Raw genomic sequence first — 25,455 nt, 5'->3', positions numbered from 1 at the left:
ACTTGCATGTATTAGGCACGCCGCCAGCGTTCATCCTGAGCCAGGATCAAACTCTCATGAAAGATCATGAGTCTCGATTGACTCTAAACTTTTTACTAGCTTTTGTTTTTTTAATTGGTTGCCTCCAACTACGTTTCGAATTTATCGTTGTTCCAACTTGCGTTGGACCCTTTCACATTTGGTGTGTTTGTCTTTGTTCAGTTTTCAATGAGCTTGTGTCGCCTCCAAGAAGCAACTTCTATATAATAACAAGGTTAATTTGAGAAGTCAATACTTTTTTCAAATTATTTTATTATTATTTTTCTTCGTTCGTTTCAAACGAAGAAGACATGAATTATATTATCATCTTTGAAGTTATTCGTCAACTGTTTTTTACAAGAATTTAATCTTTTTAACATTGACGTTCGTCTTCGTGACGACAAGAGATAATATACCATGTCTTCGTCTTGGTTGTCAATCTATTTTTTACTTTTATTTTAAAACATCTTCATAACCTGGTTTTTCAAGCAAAGCAAACATATTCCGCTTATAATCTTCTACACCTGGTTGATTGAATGGGTTGATACCTGTTAAGTACCCACTCACACCCACTGCGAGTTCAAAGAAGACAATTAGATAAGCTAAGGATGCCTCAGTCATATCTTCTAACTCGATATGTAAATTAGGTACGCCACCTTGTGCGTGTGCCATCTGTGTTCCTAAGAAAGCTTTGTGATTAATCTCATTTATGTCTTTTCCTTCAATATAACCTAACTGGTCCAAATCATCCTCTTCGGCTGGAATTGTTAATTTTACTGTTGGGTTAGCAATTGTAATCACAGTCTCGAAAATATTGCGAATTCCATCTTGGATGATTTGGCCAATTGAGTGTAGATCTGTTGAAAAATTGGCACTCATCGGGAAGATACCTTTCATATCCTTACCTTCTGATTCACCAAACAATTGTTTCCACCATTCTGCAAAATATTGTAAAGAAGGTTCATAATTAGCAAGAATCTCAATATTTTTACCTTTACGATGTAAAACATTACGAATAGCTACATATTGTAGCATATCATTTTGAGCGTAATCTGCATTGATATATTCATCGAATGCTTCTTTAGCACTTACCATCAATTGTTTGATATCTCCACCTGCAACTGCAATCGGTAATAAACCTACTGCTGTTAATACTGTAAATCGACCTCCAATTCCATCTGGGATTACAAATGTTTCATGGCCTTCTTGGTCCGCTACAGACTTCAAAGCACCTTTTTCTGCGTCAGTTGTCGCGTAAATACGGCGATTTGCCTCTCCATGACCATATTTTTCGATTAACTTTTCTTTAAATAATCTAAAGGCAATCGAAGGTTCTGTAGTTGTTCCTGATTTAGAGATAACATTAATCGAAAAATCTTTTCCTTCTATTAAATGAAGTAATTCTTGATGATAAGTCGCACTGATGTTATTTCCTGCAAAAAACACTTGTGTTTTCTTTTCTTTTTGGAACGTAAGATTGTAAAATGTTCCATTTAAAAATTCAATCGCAGCCCGAGCTCCTAAATAGGATCCCCCTATACCAATCACAATAAGGACATCGGATGTTTCATTGATTTTCTCAGCTGCTTTTTGGATCCGTTCAAATTCTTGAACATCCATATGATCTGGCCAGTTGACCCAATCCGTATATTCGCTACCTGCACCGGTTTTATTTAATAACGTATCATAAGCAAGTTCGACAAATGGTTGGATTTGATCAATCTCATGCGCTCTCAAATAAGTTTTGTCGATGGCATGACTGAATTTTAGTTGACTCATATTTACACTTCTTTCTTATTTATTTTGGATATTCTTTAATGCCTCTTCAATAATACTAGGCATTTGTTGTTTTAGTGTTTTAAAACCAATTTTAGGAGTATGACGTCTTGGAATTTTCTTATTCCGTGCAGGATATGTCGGGACATTCGTCTTTTCTAGTGCACGCATTGATAAACTGATTTTATGTGAATATTCATCAATATCAATAATAATCACTCGAACTTGTTGGCCTATTTTGACAAAACTACTCAAATCTTCAATATAACCGTGATGGCATTCTGAGATATGGACGAGCCCTTGAGTTTGATCATCGAGTTTGACAAAGACACCGTAGTTTTGAATACCTGAAACTACTCCCTCGATGACATCCCCGATTTTATATTCTCGTGTCATCTAGACACCTTCCTATTCAAGAATATCAATTGACTCAATTATCACATCTTCAATTGGGCGGTCTGCAGGATTTGTTGGCACAGATTCAATTTTTTCAACAATATCCATTCCTTTTGTCACATGACCAAATACAGTATGGCGAGAATCTAGCCACGGTGTACCTCCGACTTCTCCGTATGCCTCAACCACCACTTGTGGTAGGTTTAATGCTTCTAATTGCCCTAACATAGACAATGGCACTTGAGATGCTGTTACAATAAAGAATTGACTGCCATTCGTATTTGGTCCAGCATTAGCCATTGATAAAGCTCCACGTAGGTGATAATAATTTTCTGAAAACTCATCTTCAAATTTATTACCATAAATACTTTCTCCACCTGCGCCTGTCCCTGTTGGGTCTCCTCCTTGTATCATAAAGTCCTTAATAATACGGTGAAAAATGACGCCGTCATAGTAACCTTCTTTAGCTAAAGATTTAAAATTGTTTACCGCTTTGGGCGCTGCGTCTTCGAACAACGCTATTTCAATATCTCCCATGTTGGTATGGATGGTAACATCCGTTGATAATTTTTCTGGTTGTGTTTGTGGATACTCTGACATTTTAAAAATTCATCCTTCCTAAATTATTCATCTCTTTTATCTTAAATCACTTTACCTTATTCTACAAACATTTTATAGTTATCATTTAGAATATTTGATATGATAGACCTACATCATAATAATTATTCAAGGGAATGAGACAATGAACTATCCATTAATAGCTGCTTTTTCAGCAATTTTATTTGCCCAATTTATTAAATATCCAATTGCATTACTCGCAAAAAAATCTAGTCCTACCTTAAGTATCATGACATCAACTGGTGGGATGCCAAGTTCACACTCTGCTGCTGTAGCCAGTTTAACGACTGCTTTAATTTTGCAAAATGGTTTTAGCTCTCCATTGGTAGCAATTGCTTCGGTATTCGGAGTCATTGTGATGTTTGATTCAATGGGGGTCCGACGACAAAGTGGTGAACAAGGTATTATTTTAGATATTTTAGCACGAAAATATATGAAAGAATTAGAATCTGAGAAGTTTCACCATCCAACTCAAGATTATGACGAAAGCAAAGATGATTTCAATCCATTTACTCTAGAATACAAACTTTCAAATATCGAAGAGTACGAATCTATGATTATTCGACGCTACCTCGGCCACAAACCGAGCGAAGTGATTGTCGGAACGTTCACTGGCGCAATGGTCGCAATCATATTATGGATTTTTATCGGTTAAAAGTTACATAAGAAACGAGGTTATTATGCATATTCACGAAGTTACAATTGTCGGCGCTGGTCCGGCAGGTCTTTTTACAACTTTTTACGCAGGTTTGCGTTCATTAGATGTTCATCTCATAGAAAGTTTAGATGAATTAGGCGGACAGCCAAATCATCTCTATCCAGAAAAAAATATTTATGATATTCCGGGACACCCGGCAATTAAAGGATCTGAATTGATTAATCAACTGACAGAACAAATGCAACGCTATCAGCCCAAAATTACACTTGGCGAACAAGTATTAACTGTGACCCCTATCTTGCAAGATAACCAACTATCTTATTACGAGATCGAAACACAAAAAAATACTTACTATTCTCGAACTGTCATTGTCGCTGCTGGAAATGGTGCATTTACACCCAGAAAACTTACAACCCAATCATTAACCCCTGAGTTTGAATCCCATATCCATTATTTTATAAAAGATTTACAACACTTCTCCGGAAAGAATGTTACGATATTCGGTGGTGGCGACTCAGCAGTTGATTGGGCGCTTGAACTTAGCAAAGTCGCAAAGTCCGTTGCAATTGTTCATCGAAGAGATCAGTTTCGAGCTCTTGAAAGCAATGTAAATGCAATGGAAAAACGAGGCGTTCAAATCCACACATCTAGTCAACTCAAATCTATTCAAGGAACAGAGAGAATTGAATCACTCACACTTGATCATATTCAATCTAAAGAAGTACTGACATTACCGATTGATGAAATTGTAGTTGCTTACGGTTATTCAATGAATTTAGGCCCAATTAAAAAATGGGGATTTGATTTTAAACGTAATGCTATTGAAGTTAGCTCTTTCCTTGAAACTAATTTACCTGGAATTTATGCTGTAGGAGATATTGCAACTTATTCCGAAAAAATTAAGTTAATTGCCATTAGCTTTAGTGAAGGAATTAAAGCGATAAATCACATTGTCACTCAACTGTATCCAAACGATCAAAGTCATTCAATCCATATTACACATCAATAAATAATGGAGGAATTTTAATGAATAATAATTTTGTAACGAACAATCAACTTGAACAACATGCCCATAATTTATTAGAGCAGCGTGGCGTTAAATTAGAATATATTGCTTCCATTGTATATGATTTACAAAAAGAATATGTCGATGATTTAACGATGGATCAATGTTTAGAGAATGTAATTGCTGTGATGCGTAAGCGAGAAGTCCAAAATGCAGTTATCACAGGGATTGAAATCGACATTGCCGCAGAAAATGAGCAATTCTCACCTATTTTAACTCAAATGCTTCTTAACGATGAAGGGTTGTACGGTATCGATGAAATATTAGTTTTGTCTATCGTAAATGTCTACGGTTCAATTGGCTTAACAAACTTTGGTTACGTTGATAAACTCAAACCAGGAATTATTGGGGTATTAAATAGTGAAAAACGCACTTCATGCAACACATTCATCGATGATATTGTAGGCGCATTAGCCGCTGCTGCTGCGAGCCGTATTGCTCACTCTCAACCTTCTCAATTCGAAATGAAAGTCCAAGAAAAACTTGGCCGTCACCCACAATCCTAAAAATATAAAAAATAAGGCTATTACCTTTCACTAACTCAACTTCTACTGGAAGTGTGTAGTTGGAAAGGCAATAGCCTTTTTAATTTGCATGTTATTCATTGGATAATTCACATCGATACATTGAAATTCGATATTGTAGTACAAGTAACAATAGCGCAAAACCTATCAAAAACGCAATCAGAAATAATTCTGGGGGTAAGATATAAATTACTGGGTCTGTTTGTGGGTTGAATAGCCAGTTATCATTGCGGAATAATATTTGATGAAAAAGAATAAAAAATTGATCAAAAAACAATCCAACTAACCCCACGACCATAATCAAACCATACTTCAAATAGGTGAGCAAACGAATGCTTCCCATTAAATCTTCCCATGCATTGGATTTTTTTCTAATTTTAGGATAACTCGCGAGCAATAAAATAAAGAGACCTAATACAATTTGGAAGATAATTTTCACTTCATAGAAATGACTTACAGCAGCCGAACTACTTGAAAGAAATGTCATTTTAAAAGGATAAAAAGGAATTAAAATAAAGCGGACAAGTTCTAAATATGTTGTCATCGTTTCAGCCGTAGTCAAATGCACGACCTCTCCCAGAGGAAATAGCCAGAGCAATACGCGATAAATCGGAATCGTCAGTAATGTCGCGCCTAAAATAGCTAGGCAAAAAATAAAAGTTACATCATATATTACCAATCCATAACGTTTGAAAACATCCATACGTATATACCTCTTATTAGACCTTACGCTGTTTAATCACAAAATCTTTACTGTTGCTTAATGTTTTATTCGAAGTCACTTTATTTTTAGACGTTTTTTTCTCAAATTGCTTATTCTTCCTTCGGCGTTTAAAAGGTTTTTCCTGCGCTGTCTTTTTAAATTGACTATCCTTTTTCTTACATTGTTCATTTTTATTTCGTGTTGATACTTGATGTTTTTGTGACTTTCCTTTTTTAGGTCTCCCCTTATGGATGGTTGAATAATTTTCTTTCAATTTATTGTATTCCAACTCAGCGGATTCTTTCGCCAATACAAAATAAGCACAACCAAAATTACAATATTCTTTTAAATAGTCGTCTAAAAAATCTATTTGCTGATCTTTAGGAACTTTCGGAGTATTTAGTTGATAAAATCCTCTCAAACGAAGTTTTTCATGGCCCCAGTCTCCTACAATAAAATCATATTTTTCAAAAAAAGGATCGTAGAGCTTCTTTAGGGCTTCAATATCAAATCCTTCTCGAAAATCCATGGCTAACTTATAAGTAGTATCGTTAATTTGATAGATTCCTTCATCTAACATCGTAATTGAAACTTCTTCTAACTCTTGGTGTAGTACATCTACCAAAATCTCACCAATTTGATCAGTTAAACTTGTTTCTTTATGACTCATTCTCATCCCCCTTTCTTTTAAATTTTACCTATCTCTTAATTTTATACCTTTAAATCAAAAATAAAAACTTCCAAATAATTTAGGCATTATTTGGAAGTTAAACAATGAATCTTTTAAAGCTACTAAGCGGCTATAACAGGAGTAAAACTTCCCAAAAAGATATACGCAATAACCATGAGTACCATATAGCCTAATACATAGAGCAACCACTCGCGTGGAATCATCGGTATTTTTATTTCAAGCACAAAACCGACTGCTAATATCGCCATAACAACGCATAAAATAACATAAAACACTGTACTTGGAATAATATAAGCCAATAAACAAATTAAAGGTATTAAGATTGCAATCGCTTCTAATGGCAAACCAGTTGAAGAATGCGAAAAAATAATAGGTGATTCAACACCATAATATGCTATCCTCAATACTACAGCTAATAAAAATATTGCTCCAACAATCACTGCAATGATTGATCCATAGGAAATACTATTCAAAAGAACAACTGGAAGTACTCCATAAACGACTACATAGGAAAGTGCTAATATTTGTTGGTCAAACACTGGATTTGTCGACGTTTCGTCTTGAATGAACCATTGTGACAAAACAAACGCAACCGATGCAATCATTAACGAAATCAAAACGTAGTGTGACTGAGCAATTAATGCAAAGCCGATTCCTACCGTTCCAAAAAATAAACTAAATAATGAAAATGCATTTTTTTGATTTAATAAATGAAACATTTGTTTCCAACCTCCTTCTATCAATTATTCTTATCTATTATTTTACATGGTTAAGGCAATTATTACAATGGATAAAATCCCCATTTTCCCTATTCAAAATCTTACCCATAAACTACAAACCTATGACAACTTAGCAATTGTTTGACGTTCGAAAAGAATTCAAGGTATAATGATGTTATCATTATTCACCTGAAAGGAGATTTATAATGACTGAATGGAAAATCGTGACAGACTCAGGTTCTGCCATCCGAACGTTACCTACGAATAAAAATATAAAATTCGATGTTGCTCCATTAACGATTCGACTCGGACAACAAGAATTTGTTGATGATGCTCAGTTAGACTTAGAAAATTTTGTTCAAACAATGCATGAAGCAAAAGAGAAGTCATCGAGCGCCTGTCCATCACCGGATGTTTATGCCCAACATTTTGAAGGGGCCAATAAAATTATTTGTTTTACTATTACAGGTCAGCTTTCTGGTAGTTTTAATAGTGCGAGAATCGGTGCCACCCTCGCCCAGGAAAAAAATAATTCTTTGGACATTTATATCCATGATAGTCGCTCTGCTGGAGGTGAAATGGATTTATTAATTCATAAAGCGGTAGAATTGATTGAGGAAAATCCAAATCAATCTATTGAAGAACTTGCGCAAAAGATTCAAGCCTATCATGAAAACACTCATGTAGCAATTATGCTTGAATCTGTTAAAAACTTAGCCAATAACGGTCGTGTATCAAAGTTAATTAGCGCTGTTATAGGAATGATGGGCATTCGTTTAATTGGAACACGTACTAACGAGGGAACCATTGAGTTGAATCACAAAGTTCGAGGTCAAGCACGAGGTATCCGTGCGATGGTTGATGATATGGTTAAGAACGGCTACCGAGGCGGAAGAATTTATCTGAACCATATACTGTGTGAATCTTTAGCCCAAGAAGTATCTGATGAAATAACTAAACTATTTCCTGAAGCCGATATTCATATCAACTGCGGGAGCGCTTTATGCTCATTTTACGCTGAAACTAACGGCATTATTATCGGCTATGAAACAATATAATAGATAAAAAAACCACTTTGACGAATATTATTACACTCTGTAAAGTAGACTCATTATTTATATGCCTACTCCACTGAGGGTGTTTTAAAAATACGTTAAGTGGTTTTTTTAATTTGTCTTTAATTACGAGTGAGAATCAATAAAACAATTAACTTTTCGAATTATATCTTGAATTACAGCATCTTTTTCATGGAGCAAGTTGTGACCTGTGTGTTCGTACTCATATCCGTATCCAAGGTATAAGTGATTTAAGGCATGATCTATAGCGCGAATATCGACTAAGTCATCACCTTGACTCATAAAAATTAAAACAGGAATATGGATTGAATCATAATAATTTAATTGAAGCATCTGCTCACTTGCTGCCATCGAAGATGCCAACCAAGATAATGTTCCTCCAACAGTTGGATTGACTTCAAACTTACGTGATATCTTCTGCATGTAATTTATACGTGCTTGACTGTATGACATTTTAGGCATCAATGTTAATTCATCACTTTGATCTTTTGAAAACACAGCCGGTACAATCATATCTTGAAATGGAATGGCTCGATGCCCTTGCCCTGAAAGCTTAAGTGTCTTACTTAATAATGAAGCAAATGCCGCCGAAAAAGGTCGCGTGTTAATTGCGAGCATAGGTGAAGATAAGATAACACCTTGTATCGTCTCAGGATATTGCTTAGCATAGCGCATCGAAATCATGCCACCCATTGAGTGTCCCATTAAATAACATGGTCCAGAAAAATGATATGTTTGTTTTGCATGATCGATAAGACGATAAAGATCATTAACAAACTGATCAAAGAAATCAATATAAACGCGTGTATCTTTCGCATTAACTTTTGAATCTCCATGACCGCGTACATCATAAAGCAATACATTGCAATTAAGTCGAAGTAAGTAATAAATAATTTCAAAGTACTTTTCTTTATTTTCAATAAAACCATGCGTAAAAATAATCGTTGGGAATTCCTCTTTTTTTAAATAGAAATCATAATGTAAATTGAAATTTGAGATAGGAATTTGGTTCGAAATTAAATAGTTTTGCACATATGGCAATACTTGCTGATCCATCTTTGTTTGATAATTTTTCTCACTTACCCAATCAAAATCATTTGGGAAACCATCTTGAGACTCGTCAAGTTTGAACGTATGTGAGGGCTGATTATCTTTTTGGTTTTTTAAATCATAAAACAACTTATAGGCTAAGTATCCTCCTACCCCATAGGTCAGTCGCTGTCCCCATTTATCTATTTGACCCATCAATTAACACTCCTATTCTTGTTGACTATTTGTACCCACTTCTAAATTATTAGGCCGTGATTGAATTAGAAGTGGATCAACAATTTCATATCCCATTTCTCTATACCCATCAATCATTCGCTCTAATGCTTCATAGGTCCACTTACGGTCATGCATTAATATATTAGCTCCTTTGCGTAAGTAATCCGTTGTTAAGGAAATTTCCGCCAGCGCATCACCATCTAAATATTCATCTTGCCAGTCATAACCAAAGTTCCAGGTAAATAATTGCATACCTAATTCATTACAAACCTTCAAAGTATCTAAGTTATATAATCCAAAAGGAGGTCTGAACCAACGGGCAGGTTCGCCGGTAATTTCTTCAATCAACTCACTTGTACGGGCGATTTCTTCATATTGTTCTTCATAAGTCAACTCTTTTAAGTTTTGATGGTAAGTTGTATGGTTCCCAATCTCAAATCCCATATCATAGACTTCTTTAAGAATCAAGCGCCCACGTTCACCCTCTAAAAACATGCCGTTTACTAAGAAAATCGCATTAACATTTTTTGATTTCATCAATTTCGCCATCTCAAGCATATAGCTATCAGGCTCTGCCGGACCATCGTCAAAGGTAAAGAGTAACACATTTTCAGAACTTCGCTCATCCATTGGAAAAATCTCCGACGAAATATCCGGGTCATCGTAGATGGTGTAAGCATATCCAGACTCATTTGGTGTTGCATAATGTTGATAATCTGTCCATACACGGTGTGTTACAGCAGTGCCTTCAGTCGTTGCACTCGATTCCTCTATTGTCTCAACAGAATCAGCCATTTCTTCTGCCGTTTCAACTTCTTGGGATGTTATTTCTTCCTGTTGTGATGAATATTGATTGGCTTGACTATTGACGCAACCTGCTAAAACACTTAACGTTAGCATAGTTAGGCTACATATTTTCAAAGCTTGCATCGTTTTATGCTCCTTTTCAGTTATTGTATTTAATGTATAAAATTAGATTAGATTCTTTCATAGAATGTCTTCTACTGTAAAATTCATTATACATTAATTAATAATCTTTACTAGTAAAGGATGGTTTTTCAGAAAAAACTTGACGTACTTGGAGTCCAATATAAGGAAAGTAGATTAATTGTATCGCACCACCAGAATGAGTTGAAAAATATGGCTTACCTAATGCTTCTACCCGTTCAATTACCTCTGAATGTGGGTGGTGATAGTGATTATTTTCACCAGCTGAATTTAATAAAAGTTTTGCCTCAATAATTGACAGAAAAGTCTCCGACGAACTATGTCGACTTCCATGGTGACTTAAAAGTAGAATATCCGGTGAAAAACTTGGAAATTGTTGTATAAAACGTTCTTCGAAAGGAGTTGACATATCGCCTAAAGTTAGAAATGAAAGGTTGCCTATTTTTAATCGTACCCCAATACTATGATCGTTACTAAGACTGGTGCTCATTGTCAGTTCATCGGAAGTTAAACTAGCTAACTGGATTGATTCATTCCAAACTTTATACAGATGACCTTCTGGAATGCCTTGAAAACTTACATTTTGAAATGTATTTTTTTGTTCAACAATAAAATCATCAGCCATTAGGTTATCCAACAACAATACTGATTCTACTGGAAAAGTTTCTAAAATTGCTGGTAAATTTCCAACATGATCTAAATCTAAATGAGTTAAAATAATCCCAGACAATGACTGGACACCGAGTGCTTTCATAGCAGGAATGATATTGTAATGAGCATATCGACGATCGATTTGTTTTGTATCGTAGGCGTATTTACCTCCGGTATCAATCAACCAAGTCCCTTGATTAAATGGCAACTGGTACAACACTGCCATCCCTTGACCAACATCAATGATCGTTATTTTCGTTGTAAAATTACAATAAGGATAAACGCATATTAATAAGAGATAGGTAATCGTAACAACGAGCAATCGACGTTTCTTTTCTTTTGAATATAATTGATACAATGCTACGATCATTAAGCAGATAAACAGTCCATGCGGCAAATAACCTAGAATAATCGATGGAGAGATTGATGATAAAATCTCAAAAAAGTTAATCATTATTTCTGCAATCGCATCGAACCCGCGGATGAAAATACGATGAAAGGGTTCAGGAAGAAAAATGATCCATCCCGACAGCAACATAAAAGGCAAAATAATTTTCTCAAATAAAATCCCTATCAAAGTCATCGTAATAATTTGAGCGAGATGCAACATATATTGGCTCTGAAGCATAATCGGCCAAGTAAATAGGATGATAGCCATACTCACTTTAAAGGTATCTCGTAATGATAGCATCACCGATGAATTCGGGCTAAAGATTAAAACATAGGATATTAAAAAACTTAGGATATATCCTATGGACCAAACTTCATAAGGATTAATGATTAACAAAGTGATACTAAGAATTGATAATAAATCAACTCGTGACACGCATTGAGTTCGACGCATGATATGGGGGGTGACATATAACATAAACATCGAACGCGTTACGCCAATCGGCCAATCAATCAGACTCGCATAACAAATTAAAATAGCAAACACGATATAATATGCATAATCATTTAAGATACTCATTCTTTTTAGAAAATAACTAAAGTAAGAATGCAGCATCACAATATGAAAACCAGAAATTGCAAATAAATGCATTACGCCCATAATTTGAAAAGTATCACGTTGGTCTCGGTAAAATTCAGTAGATTTATTTAATAACAGTTTATGAAATAATGCAAACCAAGGATGAGTTTGATACCGATTATATTGTCCGACAATTTGATTACGCAATTTATAGAAGCGGGATGCTATCGATGGGTTTGAACGAATCGCTTCAACATGCAAAACATCGTAATGCCAAATAATCTGTTTTGTTTTTAAATATTTTTGAAAATTAAATAAATAAAAATTACGATTCGAAGCAGGTCTTTTTAAAACACCTTTAACTTGAACGATCGAAGGAGTGCCTTCGAATTGGTGATACAGCGTTCCTTCTGGATTTTTGAACGTTAAATATACTTTGAACCAACGCTCTTGTTGCGGATCAAAGAGATAGCCATAACCTCTAGCATAGCCATCTCGAAATTCTAATTGATAAGGATCCACCTTTACTTGTGTTTGTTCAACGGATTGATAATTGATTTGTAAATGTTCCTTCATTTCATAATCCATTATACGCACCCGCCCTACAATGAGTAAACTAATGACCAAACTCATTACTAAAAGAAGTTTGTTCTTTAACGTAATTAAACGAATAAAAATTAAAATACATATCCCTATTGATAAATAGCTATGTTGAAGCCAAGAATATATAAACGCGAATATCGCACAAAAAATAAAAAACCAATGATATTTTAACTTACTCATGGACTTACCGAAATTAGGTGAGCGAGTTCCTCATAGGTTTTCTCACCAATCCCTTTAATTTCTTTGATTTGATCGATTGTCTGGAATGAACCATTCGTTTGACGATATTCAATAATCGCTTGTGCTTTTTTCGGTCCGATATTCGGCAATGCTTGAAGCTCATCGATAGTCGCTATATTAATATTAATTTTTTGAGTAGCGTCGGATGGATTTGACGGATAAACATCTCGCTCTAGCAAATTATCCCTATCTTCTTGTATTAATTTTTCTGCCATTTCACTTTCCGTGTAAACTATTATTTTTTGCTGGTCTAATAACTTTTCTGCTAAGTTAATCGTTCGATCATCTGCCTCGGTGGTTAAGCCACCCGCTGCTTCAATCGCATCAACCATTCGGCTCCCCTCACTCAATTGATATAATCCAGGACGATTTACCGCCCCTTTTATATCAATATAGATTATTGACTCTTCGGATTGAGGTATATCTACCGAAGTCAGATATTCTTCTGAAGTCTCTTCGATAAAATAAAGTTGACTTTGTGTAACTTTATGATATTGAACCCCCAGTGAGATGATAATAAATAAAATCCCTCCCGCGATCCATAACCAATATTTTCTAAGATAATTTTGGTATTGCACGATATTTCCTCCTTTCTATTAATAAATACGCAAAAAAGAGACAAATCTTTATCAGATTTGTCTCTTTAACGTATTTGTAATATTTATTTGAATTTCGCTTCCATGGCGATTCGAACATTTTCAGGTACCATATCGTGAATATCTCCCTTAAAATACGCAATCTCTTTAATTAATGATGAACTTAGGAAGCGATATTCATCGGCTGCGTATAGAATCATCGTCTCAATATCCTTACCTTGTCGAGCATTCCCAGATGCAATGGTAAATTCATAGTCAAAATCCGTTGAGTTGCGTACACCTCTTACAATGGTACTTGCGTGATGTTGTTGATAATAAGTCGCAACAAGCCCATCTGTTAATGTATCAATACGAACATTATTATATTCGCTGATATTTTCATAAATGAGACGGATTCGCTCATCCACATTGAATAAATGTTGCTTCGACGTATTGACTGCTACAAGTACAATCACTTCATCAAACAACCGACTTACACGATCAATTATGTTTAAATGACCTAGGGTTAATGGGTCAAATGTCCCGGGAAATAAAGCTATTTTAGGTTGATGGTCCATTGTTTACCTCATTTCTTCATAAATTCGAATCATCGATTGACCATACCGTTTGGTCTTATTCTCACGATAATGAAGGATTGAATCGGGCAATGAATGTGTTGCGTCATATTCACAAACAATTTGACAGTTTGTATCTAGCAACTCATGTGCGACCAACCATTCAATATCTTCAACAATTCGTTCTTTAGCATAGGGAGGGTCAATAAATACTAAATTAAATTTCAAGCCCGTCGATAAGGTATCAGTGTATTTTAAGAGTCCCTTTCGATTTTCACCCGAAAGAATTTTGAATTTTTCAGGTGATCGGGTCACCTCAATATTCTTTTCAATTGTCTGAATGGCTGGACGATAGCGTTCGCATATAATGGCTTTATTAAACCCTCTCGAGACCGCTTCAATCGCTAAAGCACCGCTACCACCATAGAAATCTAATACAACCCCTCCGTCAAAAAAACCGCCTAACATATTAAAAATATTTTCTTTAATTTTATCTGTGGTGGGTCGAGTATTATTACCAGGTACTGCTTGGAGCTTTCGACTGCCATACTCCCCTGCAATCACTCGCATGATGACTCTTCCTCCGACCGATCCGATGCTGCACTTTTCTTTGAATCTTCTATTTTGAATGATTGGCGCATCATCTCGAAGAATGATTCATCCGTTTCCTCGATTATAAAATCGTCCTGAACCATATTAATATCGAATGGTTCAATCGCACCTTCAAAAGTCATATCAATTTCATCACGATGAGACAATTCTACTTCTCTAACAAAAAACAAGCCTTGCAATTCCTGAAGGATTTTAGCGGTCTCTTCTTTATTAACATATAATATTGCATACTTCATACGTTGGCTTACATAATGAACAAAGCCATACTTCCTAAGTTGTCGAATATTTTTTGTCGAATATAACCAAACAATAATCGATTGTCGCTGTATAAATTCCAAGTTGGTCACCCTTTCTTATTCGAAATCAATCTTAACTTTTTACTATTTTCTTCTTCAACAATCATCCGTAGTACCATTGCTATCATTATAATGGAAACCAACAGACTCGTTCCGCCCACACTAATAAATGGTAATGTTACGCCAGTTAATGGAATTAAACTTGCCAAGCCGGCTATATTTGTAAAGGTCTGAACGGCCAACATATTAGCAATCCCTACAATCATTGAACGACGAAAAACATCCCTTGAGCGAGCAGCGCGTTGATATAAAATCAAAAATAATATGGTGTATAAAATAATAATCACTAAACATCCTACCAATCCTAATTCTTCTCCAATATTAGCGAAAATAAAGTCAGTATGTATTTCTGGTAAACGTCCTTGTTTAGCTTGACCATTAAAGAGGCCGACTCCAAGTAATCCACCATCCGCAAGAGCTTTATATCCCTCAATTAATTGGTATCCTCCTGCTAATGGGTATTTAAAAGGGTTGGTAAAAACAGCGACCCGTTCAAAAAAATGTTCCATCATCCCTTGATAACTTACTAACGCTTCATCAAAAAGATTAGAAACGAGATGCAGACCGATATATACTGCAATCATGCCACCATAGAATCTCGAAACCCATTTGGTACTTCCATCAATATAAAGTTTAACCATAAATAAGCTGATTGCGATAATCATCAACATTCCCATGTCTGGCTGTAAAATAATTAAAAAACAACCTCCTAAAATCGTAAGTAACGCTAGCTTATCTACCGACATGCGGATTTTTTTCTGGGAAAGAATCTCTTCACGATCTGAGTAGTTAATCGCCCAAGCTATTAACCATACGGAAGTTAATTTAAAGAACTCGCTTGGCTGGAACGAGCGATTGACAATCATCAGCCAGCTTCGAGCTCCACCTCCAATTTTCCCAATCAAAAGCGTAACAAACATTAAAGCTAAAATAACAAAATTACTTAGAAAAATTAGACGGTAATCTGTTAGCCATTTTGAGGGAACAGATAAAATAACCAACCCTGCAATCACCCCTAAAGTAATGGCAAAAATTTGGGTACGTAACGTTCCAACAGGATCATTCGGCATCGTTACGCTAAATACTGAGACTAATCCGATAATTATTAAAATGCTTGTTAAACTGATAATTTTCCAATCGAGTCGCGAGAAAGTTTGCGCTAAATTTTGCTTCATTCTCATTAATATCGTTGTACTCTTAAGCGTGGATTGGCTTGTATGATCTGAAAAATTATTTTCATTCATACTGCACCTCCTTATAGTAATTCAAGGTCCATTATACCACAAAGCTTAGGAGAGCTAAACAATCGAGTCATGTATCCATTACCAGCCATCCAAAATAAAAAAGCCGTGAAATATATTCACGGTTTTAACTTCAATTAATTAGATTTCTTTCCATAACTTGTTAACTTGTTCCCAGTTAACAACCTTCCAGAAGTTTGATACGTATTCTGGACGACGGTTTTGATAGTTCAAGTAATAAGCATGTTCCCAAACATCTAACCCAAAAAGTGGTGTTTTACCGATCATTAAAGGATTATCTTGATTTGGTAAATCAATCACTTCGAGTGTGCCTTGATTATCAACTAACCATGCCCAACCAGAACCAAAACGTCCTTTTGCGCTGGCTTCAAATTTTTCTTTAAATGATTCAATCGATCCAAAATCTTCAATCAGTTTATCAGATAATTCGGATGGAATTGTTGTCTCTTCATTAGGTGATTGTAATAAATTCCAGAATAGAGAGTGGTTCAAATGACCTCCCCCATTATTTCTGACCGCCGTTTGAATTGATTCTGGTAATGTGTCAATTTTCTTTACTAATTCTTCAAGCTCCAATGACTCATACTCTGTTCCTTCAATCGCTTTGTTTAAATTTGTAACGTAAGCTTGATGGTGCTTTGTATGATGAATTTCCATTGTTTGTTTGTCAATCACTGGTTCTAATGCATCATATTCATAGGGTAATTTAGGTAATTCAAAAGCCATAATCAAATCTACCTCCTTAAATTTGTTATGTATATCATAACATGTCTGTCGGTAATCACAATTGATATGCTCAGTATTACCCTTTATTTTGAGCTTTCTTTTCGCGTTTTGTAGTGCGTTCACGATCTGCTTTATTCAAAATCTTCTTACGCAAGCGGATACTAGCTGGTGTAATCTCGCAATACTCATCATCATTCATATATTGTAAAGATTCTTCCAACGTCATTATACGCGGTTGTTTTAGTACACTCGTTTGATCTTTGGTTGCAGAGCGTACGTTCGTGAGTTGTTTACCTTTAACAATATTAACCGTTAAGTCATTTTCTCGATGATTTTCTCCGACAATCATTCCTTCGTAAACTTCCGTACCTGGTTCAACAAATACTGTTCCACGCTCTTCAATGTTTTGAATGCTATAAGCCGTTGCACTTCCTGATTCCGCTGCTACCAATGCACCGTTACGACGTCCTCCAATCACCCCTGACACAACAGGACGATATTCATCAAAACTATGATTTAAAATGCCATAACCACTTGTAATTGACATAAACTCGGTTGAAAAGCCAATTAATGCACGTGATGGAATTGAAAAGACCATACGGACTTGTCCGGTTCCTGTGTTAATCATATCCGCCATTTCCGCTTTACGTTTTCCAAGCGCTTCAATTACAGCGCCCATATACGCTTCGGGTGTGTCGATTTGAACACTTTCAAACGGCTCGCACTTAACACCATCGATTTCACGAATAATCACTTTAGGTCGTGATACTTGAAATTCATAACCTTCTCGACGCATGTTTTCAATCAGAATTGATAAATGAAGCTCTCCGCGTCCTGACACTAGAAAAGCATCGGGTGTTTCTGTGGGTTCGACATTGAGCGACACATCCACTTGTAATTCTCGCTGTAACCGTTCCGATAATTTGCTAGAAGTTACATACTTACCTTCTTTTCCTGCAAATGGTGATGTATTGGTTAAGAAGGTCATCTGTAAAGTAGGAGCATCAATATGCATCGCTGGAAGTGGTTCAAGATGATTTGGATCCACTACCGACTCCCCGACATCGATATCATCCATTCCAGACAGAGCGATGATATCTCCTCCATAAGCTTCGGTAATTTCAATTCGATTTAACCCTAAAAATCCAAGCATTTTTGTAACACGGAAATTTTTATGTTGACCATCCCGTTTTATTAATGTGACAGTATCACCAATCCGAATGGTACCGCGAAACACGCGTCCGATCCCAATACGCCCTACATAATCATTGTAATCTAACATTGACACTTGATATTGTAGAGATTCATCGCGATTATCAACTGGTGCAGGAACATGCTTTAGTACCATATCCAAGATTGGATCCATGGTTGGCATTTGATCTTCAATTTGGTCTGAAGTGCTGGAAGTGCCATTTACGGCAGATGCGTACGCAACTGGGAACTCTAATTGATCGTCATTAGCACCTAACTCAATAAATAATTCAAGTACTTCATCAATCACTTCCACAGGACGGGCACCTGATTTATCAATTTTATTCAACACAACGACTGGACTCAAGCCTTCTTCCAATGCTTTCTTTAAAACAAATCGTGTCTGGGGCATCGTTCCTTCAGCTGCATCTACAACAAGGATAACCCCATCAACCATTTTCATAATACGTTCCACTTCTCCACCAAAGTCCGCATGCCCAGGAGTATCAAGAATATTAATATGAACACCGTGATAATTAATCGCAGTATTTTTAGCTAAAATTGTAATGCCTCGTTCGCGTTCAATATCATTACTGTCCATCGCACGATCATCGAGTTGCGCCCTCGCATCCAATGTGTCAGATTGTTTCAATAATTCATTCACCAAGGTCGTTTTGCCATGGTCAACGTGCGCAATAATTGCGATATTTCGAATATTTTCTCTAATTGTCATTATAGTTTGCCTCGCTATCTGTAGATTGAATAATATCTAATACTTGTGAATGGACTGCAGGGTGACAAGCCAACACTGCTTGTTGTTTAAGAAGGTCGAGTGGTTGTCCAGTAGGGGTCGTCATTTTGTAGTTCATCGCTGTGAAAATGGCCAGACCGGCTGCAAAATCCCAAGGTTGCAGTCGCGGTGATAAATAAAGTGCCGCCTCACCCCGAATCACACTAATCATATCTAGACCGGCTGCACCGTAATGCCTCATTCCTAAACTATGATTTAAAATTTCTCTGGCTTGATATCGATTATGAATAAACAAATGCACATTACCGTGAATTAAGGACGTTTCCAACGAAGCAATCTGGATGGGTAATAGCGGTTGGTGATTTAAATAAACACCGTCCCCGACAATCCCGTAATAGAGTTGCTCATTCATTACATCCACAATATATCCGGCAATAGGATTTCCATTATAATAAATCCCTAATAAAATCGCAAAATGATTCTTTTCTTTAACATAATTTAAAGTCCCATCAATCGGATCAATAATCCATAAATAACCTTCTGTGTTAAGGAATACATCTCCTTGCCCTTCCTCAGAAAGAATCTGATGATTTGGATAGTAATGACGGATTTGTTGTATTAAATAGTCTTCGATGCGACAATCCATTTCGGTAACTAAGTCATGTGCATTTTGCTTTTGTTTAACTTGAAGCGGCGAATCTAATGTCGCTCTAAGTAAATCCGCTGCTTGATTTAACCAATCAATCGCACGTTGATGCATTTGTTTATCCATGGTCATGAACCCTTTCTTATTTGCACCTTCGATCGTTGCTTCCCTTCTTGTCTCAATGTCCTAGCTAATTTTACTGCTTGATAGGTTGAGTATCCAGTTATTTTTTCAAATTCTTTATCAATTTGTTTTTCTTCCATTTTACTTTGAACTATTTGTTTATATTGCTGATAACTATCCATTAGTTCCTGACAATTGACACCCTCTTGATAAACACGCTCTACTTTATCTAAAAAATTTACAACCATTATAATCTCCTCAGTACTCCAATCAGGTTGAATCGGATAACTGTAGTTCATTTTATCACCTCGCTAAGATACCGTAAAAATTATAACACACTGATTTAAAGAGATAAATTTATAATGAAAAAGAGAGGCAATCATCGCCTCTCTTAATCAACGAATAATCGTTTAAATTACATATGAATCGGTTGATCTAAAGCTAATTCTGCGGCATCCATTACTGCTTCACTTAATGTTGGATGAGCATGAACGGTCAGCGTAATATCTTCAGCATTCATACCTGATTCAATCGCTAAACCTAACTCAGTAATAACTTCTGAGGCGTTCGGTCCAACGACTTGCGCTCCAACAATAATATTATCTTCTTTGGTTGTAACTAAACGTACGAAACCATCGGTATCATTTAAAGATAGTGCACGGCCATTACCACCGAATGGGAATTTAGATGCTTTAACTTCTAGGCCTTGTTCTTTGGCTTCAGCTTCGGTTAATCCAGTTGATGCAAGTTCAGGATCTGTATAGGCTATAGAAGGCATTGAATGGTAGTCCACTTCATCTTTTCCACCTGAAATTGCAGCAGCTGCAACTTTACCTTCAAAAGATGCTTTATGAGCTAGTGCGAGTCCTGGGACGATATCACCGATCGCATAAATATTTGGTACTGAGGTGCGACCTTGTGCATCAACTTCAATTAGACCATTGTCTAAAATTTTAACGCCTGCATGCTCAAGACCAATATCATCCGTATTTGGACGACGACCTACTGATACTAATACGTAGTCTGCTTCAATTTCTTTTTCTTTACCTTTAACTTCGAACTTCACAGTAACTGAATCTTCGTTCACGATTGCTTCTTTAGCTTTCGCTTTTGCATGAATTTTAATTTTGCGTTTTTTCATTGCTTTCTCAACAACTTTAACCATATCTTTTTCAAATGAAGGTAAAATATGGTCTGCAGCATCAATTAAAGTCACTTCCGAACCTAGGTTAGCATAAGCAGTTCCTAATTCTGATCCGACAATGCCCGCACCAATAACAACAAGACGTTTTGGTACTTCTTTAAAGTTCAATGCACCGGTTGAATCCACAATACGTTCACCAAATTTGAATCCAGGAATTTCAATTGGTCGAGATCCTGTAGCAACGATTAAATTTTTATAGCTATAAGTTTGGGAAGTATCTTCAGCATCATTCGTCACTCGAAGTGTTTCATGGTCAACGATATAAGCATCACCACGAATAATTTCTACTTTGTTCTTTTTAAGTAGCATTTCAACACCAGAAGTTAACTGTTTAACAACTTTGTTATCTTTCCAATCTTGTGTTTTAGTAAAGTCTAATTTAACTTCGGATTCGATTCCCATATCTTCGCTATTTAAAGCGTTACGATAAATATGTCCTGCATTAATTAAAGCTTTTGATGGAATACAGCCCACATTCAGACATACGCCGCCAATAAATTCGCGTTCAATGACTGCTACTTTTTGTCCGAGTTGAGCTGCACGGATAGCAGCAACATAGCCACCAGGACCAGAACCGATAACCACTGTATCGAGTTCGATTGCAAAATCTCCAACTACCATTTATTTCACTATCCTTCCATTAATAATAATTCTGGATTACTTAAATATTTCTTGATTTCATTCATCGCAGATTGTGCAGTTACACCATCAATGACACGGTGATCATAGCTTAATGATAACTTCACAACACGACCTGGAACAACTTGACCATCTTTAATAACAGGTTGTTCAACAATTGAACCAAATCCTAAGATTGCTACTTCAGGATGGTTAATAACAGGAGTAAACCATAATCCACCTGCTGAACCAATATTAGAAATCGTAATCGATCCACCTGACATTTCATCTAATGATAATTTACCTGCATGTGCTTTTTGAGCTAATTGAGAAATTTCATCCGCTACTTCAAACATGCTCTTCATGTTAGCATCATGGATAACAGGAACTAATAATCCACGATCTGTATCGGTTGCAATACCAATGTTGTAGTAGTTTTTGTACACAATTTCTTGTGTTGCATCGTCAACAGAAGCATTGAGAATTGGATATTTCTTAACTGCAGCAATTAATGCGCGAACAACATATGGTAAGAATGTTAATTTAATATCTTGTTCTGCAGCGATATCTTTGAATTTCTTACGGTGATTCCATAAAGCAGTCACTTCAACTTCATCAAAATGAGTTACGTGTGGTGCTGTATGTTTTGAATTTACCATTGCTTCAGCGATTAAGCGACGTGTCTTAGACATTGATTCACGTACTTCACGTTCACCTGAAACTGGAACATAAGCTGGCTTAGCAGTTGTTGTTTCAGCTTGAGCAGCGTTATCTTGTGCGGATGCTGCTGTTTGTTCTGTTTCAACTTCTGGTGCTGCAGTTGCTTGTCCAGGAGTAAAGTTACGAACATCATCTGCTGTTACACGTCCACCGCGTCCTGTAGCTGGAACGAGTGTAATATCTACACCTAATTCACGAGCTAATTTACGAACCGATGGCATTGCTAGTACGCGTTGCGCTGGGTTTGCGGTACTTACCGCTGCAGGTTGTGCTGGGGCAGCTGTTTCTGCCGGAACTTCTGCTTGCGCTGGGTCTTCGCCAACGGCTCCTGTTGGAGATGCAGGGGTTGATACCACTTCATCCGCTGGACCATCATAGTCAGGCGCATCAATTTCAACTAATGCTTGACCAACAGTTGCTACCGTTCCAACTTCTGCATGGATTTTAATAATCTTACCTGCATATGGGCTTGGTAACTCTTCAACCGCTTTATCATTTTGAATTTCTACTAAAATTTGGTCTTCAGTGACTTGGTCGCCTTCTTTTACGTCCCATGCAACAATCTCACCTTCATGAATTCCTTCACCTAGCTCTGGAAGACGGAAAATAAAACTGTTAGATCCACTTTGAGCTGTGGGTGCAGCTTCAACAGGCGCTGCCTCTGCTGCAGGTTCCTCAGCAGCTTCTTCTCCACCTTCATAGTCCGGGGCATCGATTTCAACGAGTACGTCGCCAACTTTTGCGACTGTACCTACTGTCGCATTGATTGATTTAACCGTTCCAGCGTATGGTGTTGGAAGTTCTTCAACTGCTTTATCATTTTGAATTTCAACGATAATTTGATCTTCTTCAATGGTGTCGCCTTCTTGAACGAGCCAATTAACAACTTCACCTTCATGAATACCTTCACCTAGTTCAGGTAATTTAAATTTAAATACTGCCATTCAGTGACACTCCTTTTTTATGTTTTGCTAACTTATAGACGTGGAATCAATTAGAATTCTTGTAATTCTTTCACTGCGGCAACGATATCAGCAGCATTTGGAAGCCAATCTTTTTCAGCCATACCAAAAGTATAAACTGTGTTTGGCGCAGCCACAAATTTAATTGGCGCTTCAAGTGATAGAATTGAACGTTGAGAAATTTCAGAAATAACTTTCTCACCTACACCTGCTTGACGTTGTGCTTCTTGAACCATAACGACTTTTCCAGTTTTTTCCACTGATGCTGTAATAGTCTTAATATCAAGTGGATAGACAGTTCTTAAGTCTACAATTTCAACAGAAATATTTTCTTTTTTCAATTCTTCTGCTGCAGCAATAGCTTCACGAACCATCGCACCATAGGCAATAATCGTTGCATCCGTTCCTTCTTGAACAACATTAGCTTCACCTAATGGCACAGTATAGTGACCTTCAGGAACTTCTTCACGGAATGAACGGTAAAGTTTCATATGTTCTAAAAATACAACTGGGTCATTATCTTCAATTGAAGCTAATAATAGACCTTTTGCATCATATGGATTTGATGGGATAACCACTTTAACACCTGGTGATTGTGCCATTAATCCTTCAAGTGAGTCTGCGTGAAGTTCAGGGGTTGCTACACCACCACCAAATGGTGAACGAATTGTAATGGGTAGATTACGTGTATTTCCTAAACGGTAACGTGTACGCGCTGCTTGGCCTACAACAGAGTCCATGACTTCGAAAACAAATCCGAAGAATTGAATTTCCATAATTGGACGGAATCCTTCAAGTGCAAGACCAATAGCTAAACCACCAATACCGGATTCAGCAAGTGGTGTGTTGAAGATGCGTTCTTCACCATGCTTATCAAATAATCCTTCTGTCGCACGGAAAACACCACCGTTTTTACCAACGTCCTCACCAAAGATTAACGTTTTCTTGTCTTGAGTAAGGGCAATATCTAATGCATCTCTAATTGCTTCAATGAGTGTTAAATTCGCCATGATTATTTAGTCTCCTTTGCTTCGTAATATGCAATTTGCTCTTGCGTAATTTGATCTGGTGTTTCGAACATATTCTTCAAGAAATCAGAAATTTTTTGTTGTGGAACTTCTTCTGCTTGTTTAATTGCTTCACGAGCTACTTCTTTTGTACGTTCGATAACTTCTTGTTCTTTCTCTTCAGACCAAAGTCCTTTTTCAGTTAAGAATGTACGGTAACGGTTTAATGGGTCTAGACCTTGCCAGTGTTCTTGAACACCTTCAGGTTGGTAACGTTTAGGATCATCTCCTGATAATGAGTGAGGTTCGTAACGGTAGCATAATGTTTCAATTAGAACTGGACCATTACCTGCAATCGCATATTCACGAGCTGCTTTTGTTACAGCATACACCGCTAAAATATCCATTCCATCTACTTGAATTCCCGGAATTCCTGCTGCAACAGCTTTTTGAGCTAAAGTAGGTGCTGCAGTTTGTAGTTCGCGCGGTGTGGAAATTGCCCAGCCGTTATTTTGAATTACAAAAACTGCAGGGGCTTTATATGCTCCAGCAAAGTTGATTCCTTCATACATATCACCTTGAGAAGAACCACCGTCTCCTGTCCAAGTCATAGCGATTGCTTTACGACCATTTTTCTTAATACCTAAAGCTGCACCTGCTGCTTGAACGTATTGTGCACCGATAATAATTTGCGGTGGATATGCACGGAAATCTTCTGGGTATTCATTTCCTAAAACATGACCTTTAGACCATAGGTAAGCTTTGTAATGTGGCAAACCATGTTGAATTAATTGTGGAATATCACGATATCCTGGGAAGATAATATCATCTGCAGTTGTCGCAGCTATTGTACCCAACTGTGAAGCTTCTTGACCTGTAGTGGGTGCCACGAAACCTAGACGTCCTTGACGACTAAACGCTTTAGTTCTTGCATACCATTCACGGTAGAAGACCATATCCTCCATAAATTTAACAAGTTCTTCATCTGATAATTCTGGCATTAAATCTTCATTAACGATTTTGCCTTTCTCATCCAAAATTTGAACTGTACTAAAGTCAAAATTTTGAGGGTCTAACAATTGTTCAAAAGTTTGTTTTTTCTTTGTAGCCATGTATTTTACATTCCTCTCCAATATTTTTAACACCAGGTACAAACTGTACCAGTACGTTATTAATAATTTATCATTCAAAACGACTTTTAGCA

26 protein-coding genes and 1 rRNA gene are annotated in these 25,455 nt (G+C 36.6%); 4 read left to right on the top strand and 23 right to left on the bottom strand.

The window, feature by feature from the left end:
• The 4 genes from CYJ57_RS03675 to CYJ57_RS03660 all read right to left on the bottom strand — a co-directional run.
• Positions 1-62 (bottom strand): 16S ribosomal RNA (locus CYJ57_RS03675); the annotation flags it as partial.
• 409 nt (positions 63-471) lie between these two features.
• On the bottom strand, positions 472-1,797 hold the full coding sequence (locus CYJ57_RS03670; RefSeq protein WP_101954120.1) for a glucose-6-phosphate isomerase: 1,326 nt from the start codon (positions 1,795-1,797) through the stop codon (positions 472-474).
• 15 nt (positions 1,798-1,812) lie between these two features.
• A complete protein-coding gene (locus CYJ57_RS03665; RefSeq protein ID WP_101954119.1) occupies positions 1,813-2,190 on the bottom strand; it encodes a CvfD/Ygs/GSP13 family RNA-binding post-transcriptional regulator in 378 nt (125 codons plus the stop codon).
• A 12-nt stretch (positions 2,191-2,202) separates the two neighbouring features.
• Positions 2,203-2,790, bottom strand: coding sequence for a peptidylprolyl isomerase (locus CYJ57_RS03660; protein ID WP_006702224.1), 588 nt, complete (start codon positions 2,788-2,790; stop codon positions 2,203-2,205).
• Between the two features lie 142 nt (positions 2,791-2,932).
• Here CYJ57_RS03660 and CYJ57_RS03655 point away from each other — a divergent pair, with 142 nt between their 5' ends.
• Genes CYJ57_RS03655 through CYJ57_RS03645 form a run of 3 tightly spaced genes read left to right on the top strand, consistent with a single transcriptional unit; the run spans position 2,933 to position 5,038 of the window.
• Positions 2,933-3,463, top strand: a complete 531-nt coding sequence (locus CYJ57_RS03655; protein ID WP_006702223.1) for a divergent PAP2 family protein — start codon at positions 2,933-2,935, stop codon at positions 3,461-3,463.
• Positions 3,464-3,488: 25 nt separating this feature from the next.
• On the top strand, positions 3,489-4,475 hold the full coding sequence (locus CYJ57_RS03650; protein ID WP_101954118.1) for an NAD(P)/FAD-dependent oxidoreductase: 987 nt from the start codon (positions 3,489-3,491) through the stop codon (positions 4,473-4,475).
• A gap of 17 nt (positions 4,476-4,492) precedes the next feature.
• Entirely contained in the window at positions 4,493-5,038 is a 546-nt protein-coding gene (locus CYJ57_RS03645; RefSeq protein ID WP_101954117.1) for a phosphatidylglycerophosphatase A family protein, read from the top strand.
• A 91-nt stretch (positions 5,039-5,129) separates the two neighbouring features.
• Here the strand turns inward: CYJ57_RS03645 and CYJ57_RS03640 are convergent, their stop codons facing one another.
• The 3 genes from CYJ57_RS03640 to CYJ57_RS03630 all read right to left on the bottom strand — a co-directional run bounded on the left by CYJ57_RS03640 (position 5,130) and on the right by CYJ57_RS03630 (position 7,169).
• On the bottom strand, positions 5,130-5,759 hold the full coding sequence (locus CYJ57_RS03640; RefSeq protein ID WP_101954116.1) for a TIGR01906 family membrane protein: 630 nt from the start codon (positions 5,757-5,759) through the stop codon (positions 5,130-5,132).
• A gap of 16 nt (positions 5,760-5,775) precedes the next feature.
• Positions 5,776-6,429 carry a YutD family protein gene (locus tag CYJ57_RS03635; RefSeq protein ID WP_180764378.1) on the bottom strand — a complete coding sequence of 218 codons (654 nt, stop codon included), beginning with the start codon at positions 6,427-6,429 and terminating at the stop codon, positions 5,776-5,778.
• A gap of 122 nt (positions 6,430-6,551) precedes the next feature.
• On the bottom strand, positions 6,552-7,169 hold the full coding sequence (locus CYJ57_RS03630; RefSeq protein WP_101954114.1) for a hypothetical protein: 618 nt from the start codon (positions 7,167-7,169) through the stop codon (positions 6,552-6,554).
• A gap of 206 nt (positions 7,170-7,375) precedes the next feature.
• Here CYJ57_RS03630 and CYJ57_RS03625 point away from each other — a divergent pair, with 206 nt between their 5' ends.
• Entirely contained in the window at positions 7,376-8,227 is an 852-nt protein-coding gene (locus CYJ57_RS03625) for a DegV family protein (RefSeq protein ID WP_101954113.1), read from the top strand.
• 123 nt (positions 8,228-8,350) lie between these two features.
• Here the strand turns inward: CYJ57_RS03625 and CYJ57_RS03620 are convergent, their stop codons facing one another.
• From CYJ57_RS03620 to pdhA, 16 genes are all read right to left on the bottom strand, one after another.
• On the bottom strand, positions 8,351-9,490 hold the full coding sequence (locus CYJ57_RS03620; protein ID WP_101954112.1) for an alpha/beta fold hydrolase: 1,140 nt from the start codon (positions 9,488-9,490) through the stop codon (positions 8,351-8,353).
• 12 nt (positions 9,491-9,502) lie between these two features.
• Entirely contained in the window at positions 9,503-10,411 is a 909-nt protein-coding gene (locus CYJ57_RS03615) for a polysaccharide deacetylase family protein (protein ID WP_244896576.1), read from the bottom strand.
• Positions 10,412-10,538: 127 nt separating this feature from the next.
• Positions 10,539-12,668: a DNA internalization-related competence protein ComEC/Rec2 gene (locus CYJ57_RS03610; RefSeq protein ID WP_219525559.1), complete on the bottom strand. Its 2,130-nt coding sequence runs from the start codon at positions 12,666-12,668 to the stop codon at positions 10,539-10,541.
• Between the two features lie 191 nt (positions 12,669-12,859).
• Entirely contained in the window at positions 12,860-13,501 is a 642-nt protein-coding gene (locus tag CYJ57_RS03605; protein ID WP_101954109.1) for a helix-hairpin-helix domain-containing protein, read from the bottom strand.
• 83 nt (positions 13,502-13,584) lie between these two features.
• Positions 13,585-14,076: a pantetheine-phosphate adenylyltransferase gene (gene coaD / locus CYJ57_RS03600; protein WP_101954108.1), complete on the bottom strand. Its 492-nt coding sequence runs from the start codon at positions 14,074-14,076 to the stop codon at positions 13,585-13,587.
• A gap of 3 nt (positions 14,077-14,079) precedes the next feature.
• Positions 14,080-14,643 carry a 16S rRNA (guanine(966)-N(2))-methyltransferase RsmD gene (gene rsmD / locus CYJ57_RS03595; RefSeq protein WP_101954107.1) on the bottom strand — a complete coding sequence of 188 codons (564 nt, stop codon included), beginning with the start codon at positions 14,641-14,643 and terminating at the stop codon, positions 14,080-14,082.
• Positions 14,634-15,023, bottom strand: coding sequence for a YlbG family protein (locus CYJ57_RS03590; RefSeq protein ID WP_101954106.1), 390 nt, complete (start codon positions 15,021-15,023; stop codon positions 14,634-14,636). Before CYJ57_RS03590 ends, rsmD begins: the two co-directional genes overlap by 10 nt.
• A 5-nt stretch (positions 15,024-15,028) precedes the next feature.
• The gene (locus CYJ57_RS03585; RefSeq protein ID WP_101954105.1) at positions 15,029-16,285 is read right to left on the bottom strand and encodes an FtsW/RodA/SpoVE family cell cycle protein; all 1,257 of its coding nucleotides are present in this window, start codon (positions 16,283-16,285) and stop codon (positions 15,029-15,031) included.
• 138 nt (positions 16,286-16,423) lie between these two features.
• The gene (locus tag CYJ57_RS03580) at positions 16,424-17,029 is read right to left on the bottom strand and encodes a superoxide dismutase (RefSeq protein ID WP_101954104.1); all 606 of its coding nucleotides are present in this window, start codon (positions 17,027-17,029) and stop codon (positions 16,424-16,426) included.
• 76 nt (positions 17,030-17,105) lie between these two features.
• A complete protein-coding gene (gene typA, locus CYJ57_RS03575; protein ID WP_101954103.1) occupies positions 17,106-18,953 on the bottom strand; it encodes a translational GTPase TypA in 1,848 nt (615 codons plus the stop codon).
• Complete coding sequence (locus CYJ57_RS03570; protein WP_219525557.1) at positions 18,943-19,743, bottom strand: inositol monophosphatase family protein; 801 nt, start codon at positions 19,741-19,743, stop codon at positions 18,943-18,945. The genes typA and CYJ57_RS03570 overlap by 11 nt, the downstream gene beginning before the upstream one ends.
• A 2-nt stretch (positions 19,744-19,745) precedes the next feature.
• Positions 19,746-20,039 (bottom strand): UPF0223 family protein, encoded by a 294-nt coding sequence (locus CYJ57_RS03565; protein WP_006702205.1) that lies wholly within the window; start codon positions 20,037-20,039, stop codon positions 19,746-19,748.
• Between the two features lie 116 nt (positions 20,040-20,155).
• Entirely contained in the window at positions 20,156-21,565 is a 1,410-nt protein-coding gene (gene lpdA / locus CYJ57_RS03560) for a dihydrolipoyl dehydrogenase (protein ID WP_101954101.1), read from the bottom strand.
• A gap of 8 nt (positions 21,566-21,573) precedes the next feature.
• Entirely contained in the window at positions 21,574-23,226 is a 1,653-nt protein-coding gene (locus tag CYJ57_RS03555; RefSeq protein WP_006702203.1) for a dihydrolipoyllysine-residue acetyltransferase, read from the bottom strand.
• 50 nt (positions 23,227-23,276) lie between these two features.
• Positions 23,277-24,254, bottom strand: coding sequence for an alpha-ketoacid dehydrogenase subunit beta (locus CYJ57_RS03550; RefSeq protein ID WP_006702202.1), 978 nt, complete (start codon positions 24,252-24,254; stop codon positions 23,277-23,279).
• Positions 24,255-24,256: 2 nt separating this feature from the next.
• A complete protein-coding gene (gene pdhA, locus CYJ57_RS03545; RefSeq protein ID WP_101954100.1) occupies positions 24,257-25,363 on the bottom strand; it encodes a pyruvate dehydrogenase (acetyl-transferring) E1 component subunit alpha in 1,107 nt (368 codons plus the stop codon).
• Positions 25,364-25,455 lie beyond the last annotated feature (92 nt).

Origin of the sequence: Falseniella ignava (genome assembly GCF_002847645.1) — a bacterium.
GTDB lineage: Bacteria > Bacillota > Bacilli > Lactobacillales > Aerococcaceae > Falseniella > Falseniella ignava.
The sequence above is the reverse complement of the archived record's forward strand: the minus strand, read 5'-3'. Positions and strand labels throughout refer to the sequence as shown.

Coding starts and splice junctions, on each gene's coding strand:
- CYJ57_RS03660 (WP_006702224.1), bottom strand. CDS start 2,790: ATGTCAGAGTATCCACAAACACAACCAGAAAAATTATCAACGGATGTT.
- CYJ57_RS03655 (WP_006702223.1), top strand. CDS start 2,933: ATGAACTATCCATTAATAGCTGCTTTTTCAGCAATTTTATTTGCCCAA.
- CYJ57_RS03570 (WP_219525557.1), bottom strand. CDS start 19,743: ATGGATAAACAAATGCATCAACGTGCGATTGATTGGTTAAATCAAGCA.
- typA (WP_101954103.1), bottom strand. CDS start 18,953: ATGACAATTAGAGAAAATATTCGAAATATCGCAATTATTGCGCACGTT.
- pdhA (WP_101954100.1), bottom strand. CDS start 25,363: ATGGCTACAAAGAAAAAACAAACTTTTGAACAATTGTTAGACCCTCAA.
- CYJ57_RS03640 (WP_101954116.1), bottom strand. CDS start 5,759: ATGGATGTTTTCAAACGTTATGGATTGGTAATATATGATGTAACTTTT.
- CYJ57_RS03645 (WP_101954117.1), top strand. CDS start 4,493: ATGAATAATAATTTTGTAACGAACAATCAACTTGAACAACATGCCCAT.
- lpdA (WP_101954101.1), bottom strand. CDS start 21,565: ATGGTAGTTGGAGATTTTGCAATCGAACTCGATACAGTGGTTATCGGT.
- CYJ57_RS03610 (WP_219525559.1), bottom strand. CDS start 12,668: ATGGATTATGAAATGAAGGAACATTTACAAATCAATTATCAATCCGTT.
- CYJ57_RS03585 (WP_101954105.1), bottom strand. CDS start 16,285: ATGAATGAAAATAATTTTTCAGATCATACAAGCCAATCCACGCTTAAG.
- CYJ57_RS03630 (WP_101954114.1), bottom strand. CDS start 7,169: ATGTTTCATTTATTAAATCAAAAAAATGCATTTTCATTATTTAGTTTA.
- CYJ57_RS03635 (WP_180764378.1), bottom strand. CDS start 6,429: ATGAGTCATAAAGAAACAAGTTTAACTGATCAAATTGGTGAGATTTTG.
- CYJ57_RS03550 (WP_006702202.1), bottom strand. CDS start 24,254: ATGGCGAATTTAACACTCATTGAAGCAATTAGAGATGCATTAGATATT.
- CYJ57_RS03555 (WP_006702203.1), bottom strand. CDS start 23,226: ATGGCAGTATTTAAATTTAAATTACCTGAACTAGGTGAAGGTATTCAT.
- CYJ57_RS03580 (WP_101954104.1), bottom strand. CDS start 17,029: ATGGCTTTTGAATTACCTAAATTACCCTATGAATATGATGCATTAGAA.
- CYJ57_RS03615 (WP_244896576.1), bottom strand. CDS start 10,411: ATGCTAACGTTAAGTGTTTTAGCAGGTTGCGTCAATAGTCAAGCCAAT.
- rsmD (WP_101954107.1), bottom strand. CDS start 14,643: ATGCGAGTGATTGCAGGGGAGTATGGCAGTCGAAAGCTCCAAGCAGTA.
- CYJ57_RS03665 (WP_101954119.1), bottom strand. CDS start 2,190: ATGACACGAGAATATAAAATCGGGGATGTCATCGAGGGAGTAGTTTCA.
- CYJ57_RS03620 (WP_101954112.1), bottom strand. CDS start 9,490: ATGGGTCAAATAGATAAATGGGGACAGCGACTGACCTATGGGGTAGGA.
- coaD (WP_101954108.1), bottom strand. CDS start 14,076: ATGGACCATCAACCTAAAATAGCTTTATTTCCCGGGACATTTGACCCA.
- CYJ57_RS03650 (WP_101954118.1), top strand. CDS start 3,489: ATGCATATTCACGAAGTTACAATTGTCGGCGCTGGTCCGGCAGGTCTT.
- CYJ57_RS03625 (WP_101954113.1), top strand. CDS start 7,376: ATGACTGAATGGAAAATCGTGACAGACTCAGGTTCTGCCATCCGAACG.
- CYJ57_RS03670 (WP_101954120.1), bottom strand. CDS start 1,797: ATGAGTCAACTAAAATTCAGTCATGCCATCGACAAAACTTATTTGAGA.
- CYJ57_RS03565 (WP_006702205.1), bottom strand. CDS start 20,039: ATGAACTACAGTTATCCGATTCAACCTGATTGGAGTACTGAGGAGATT.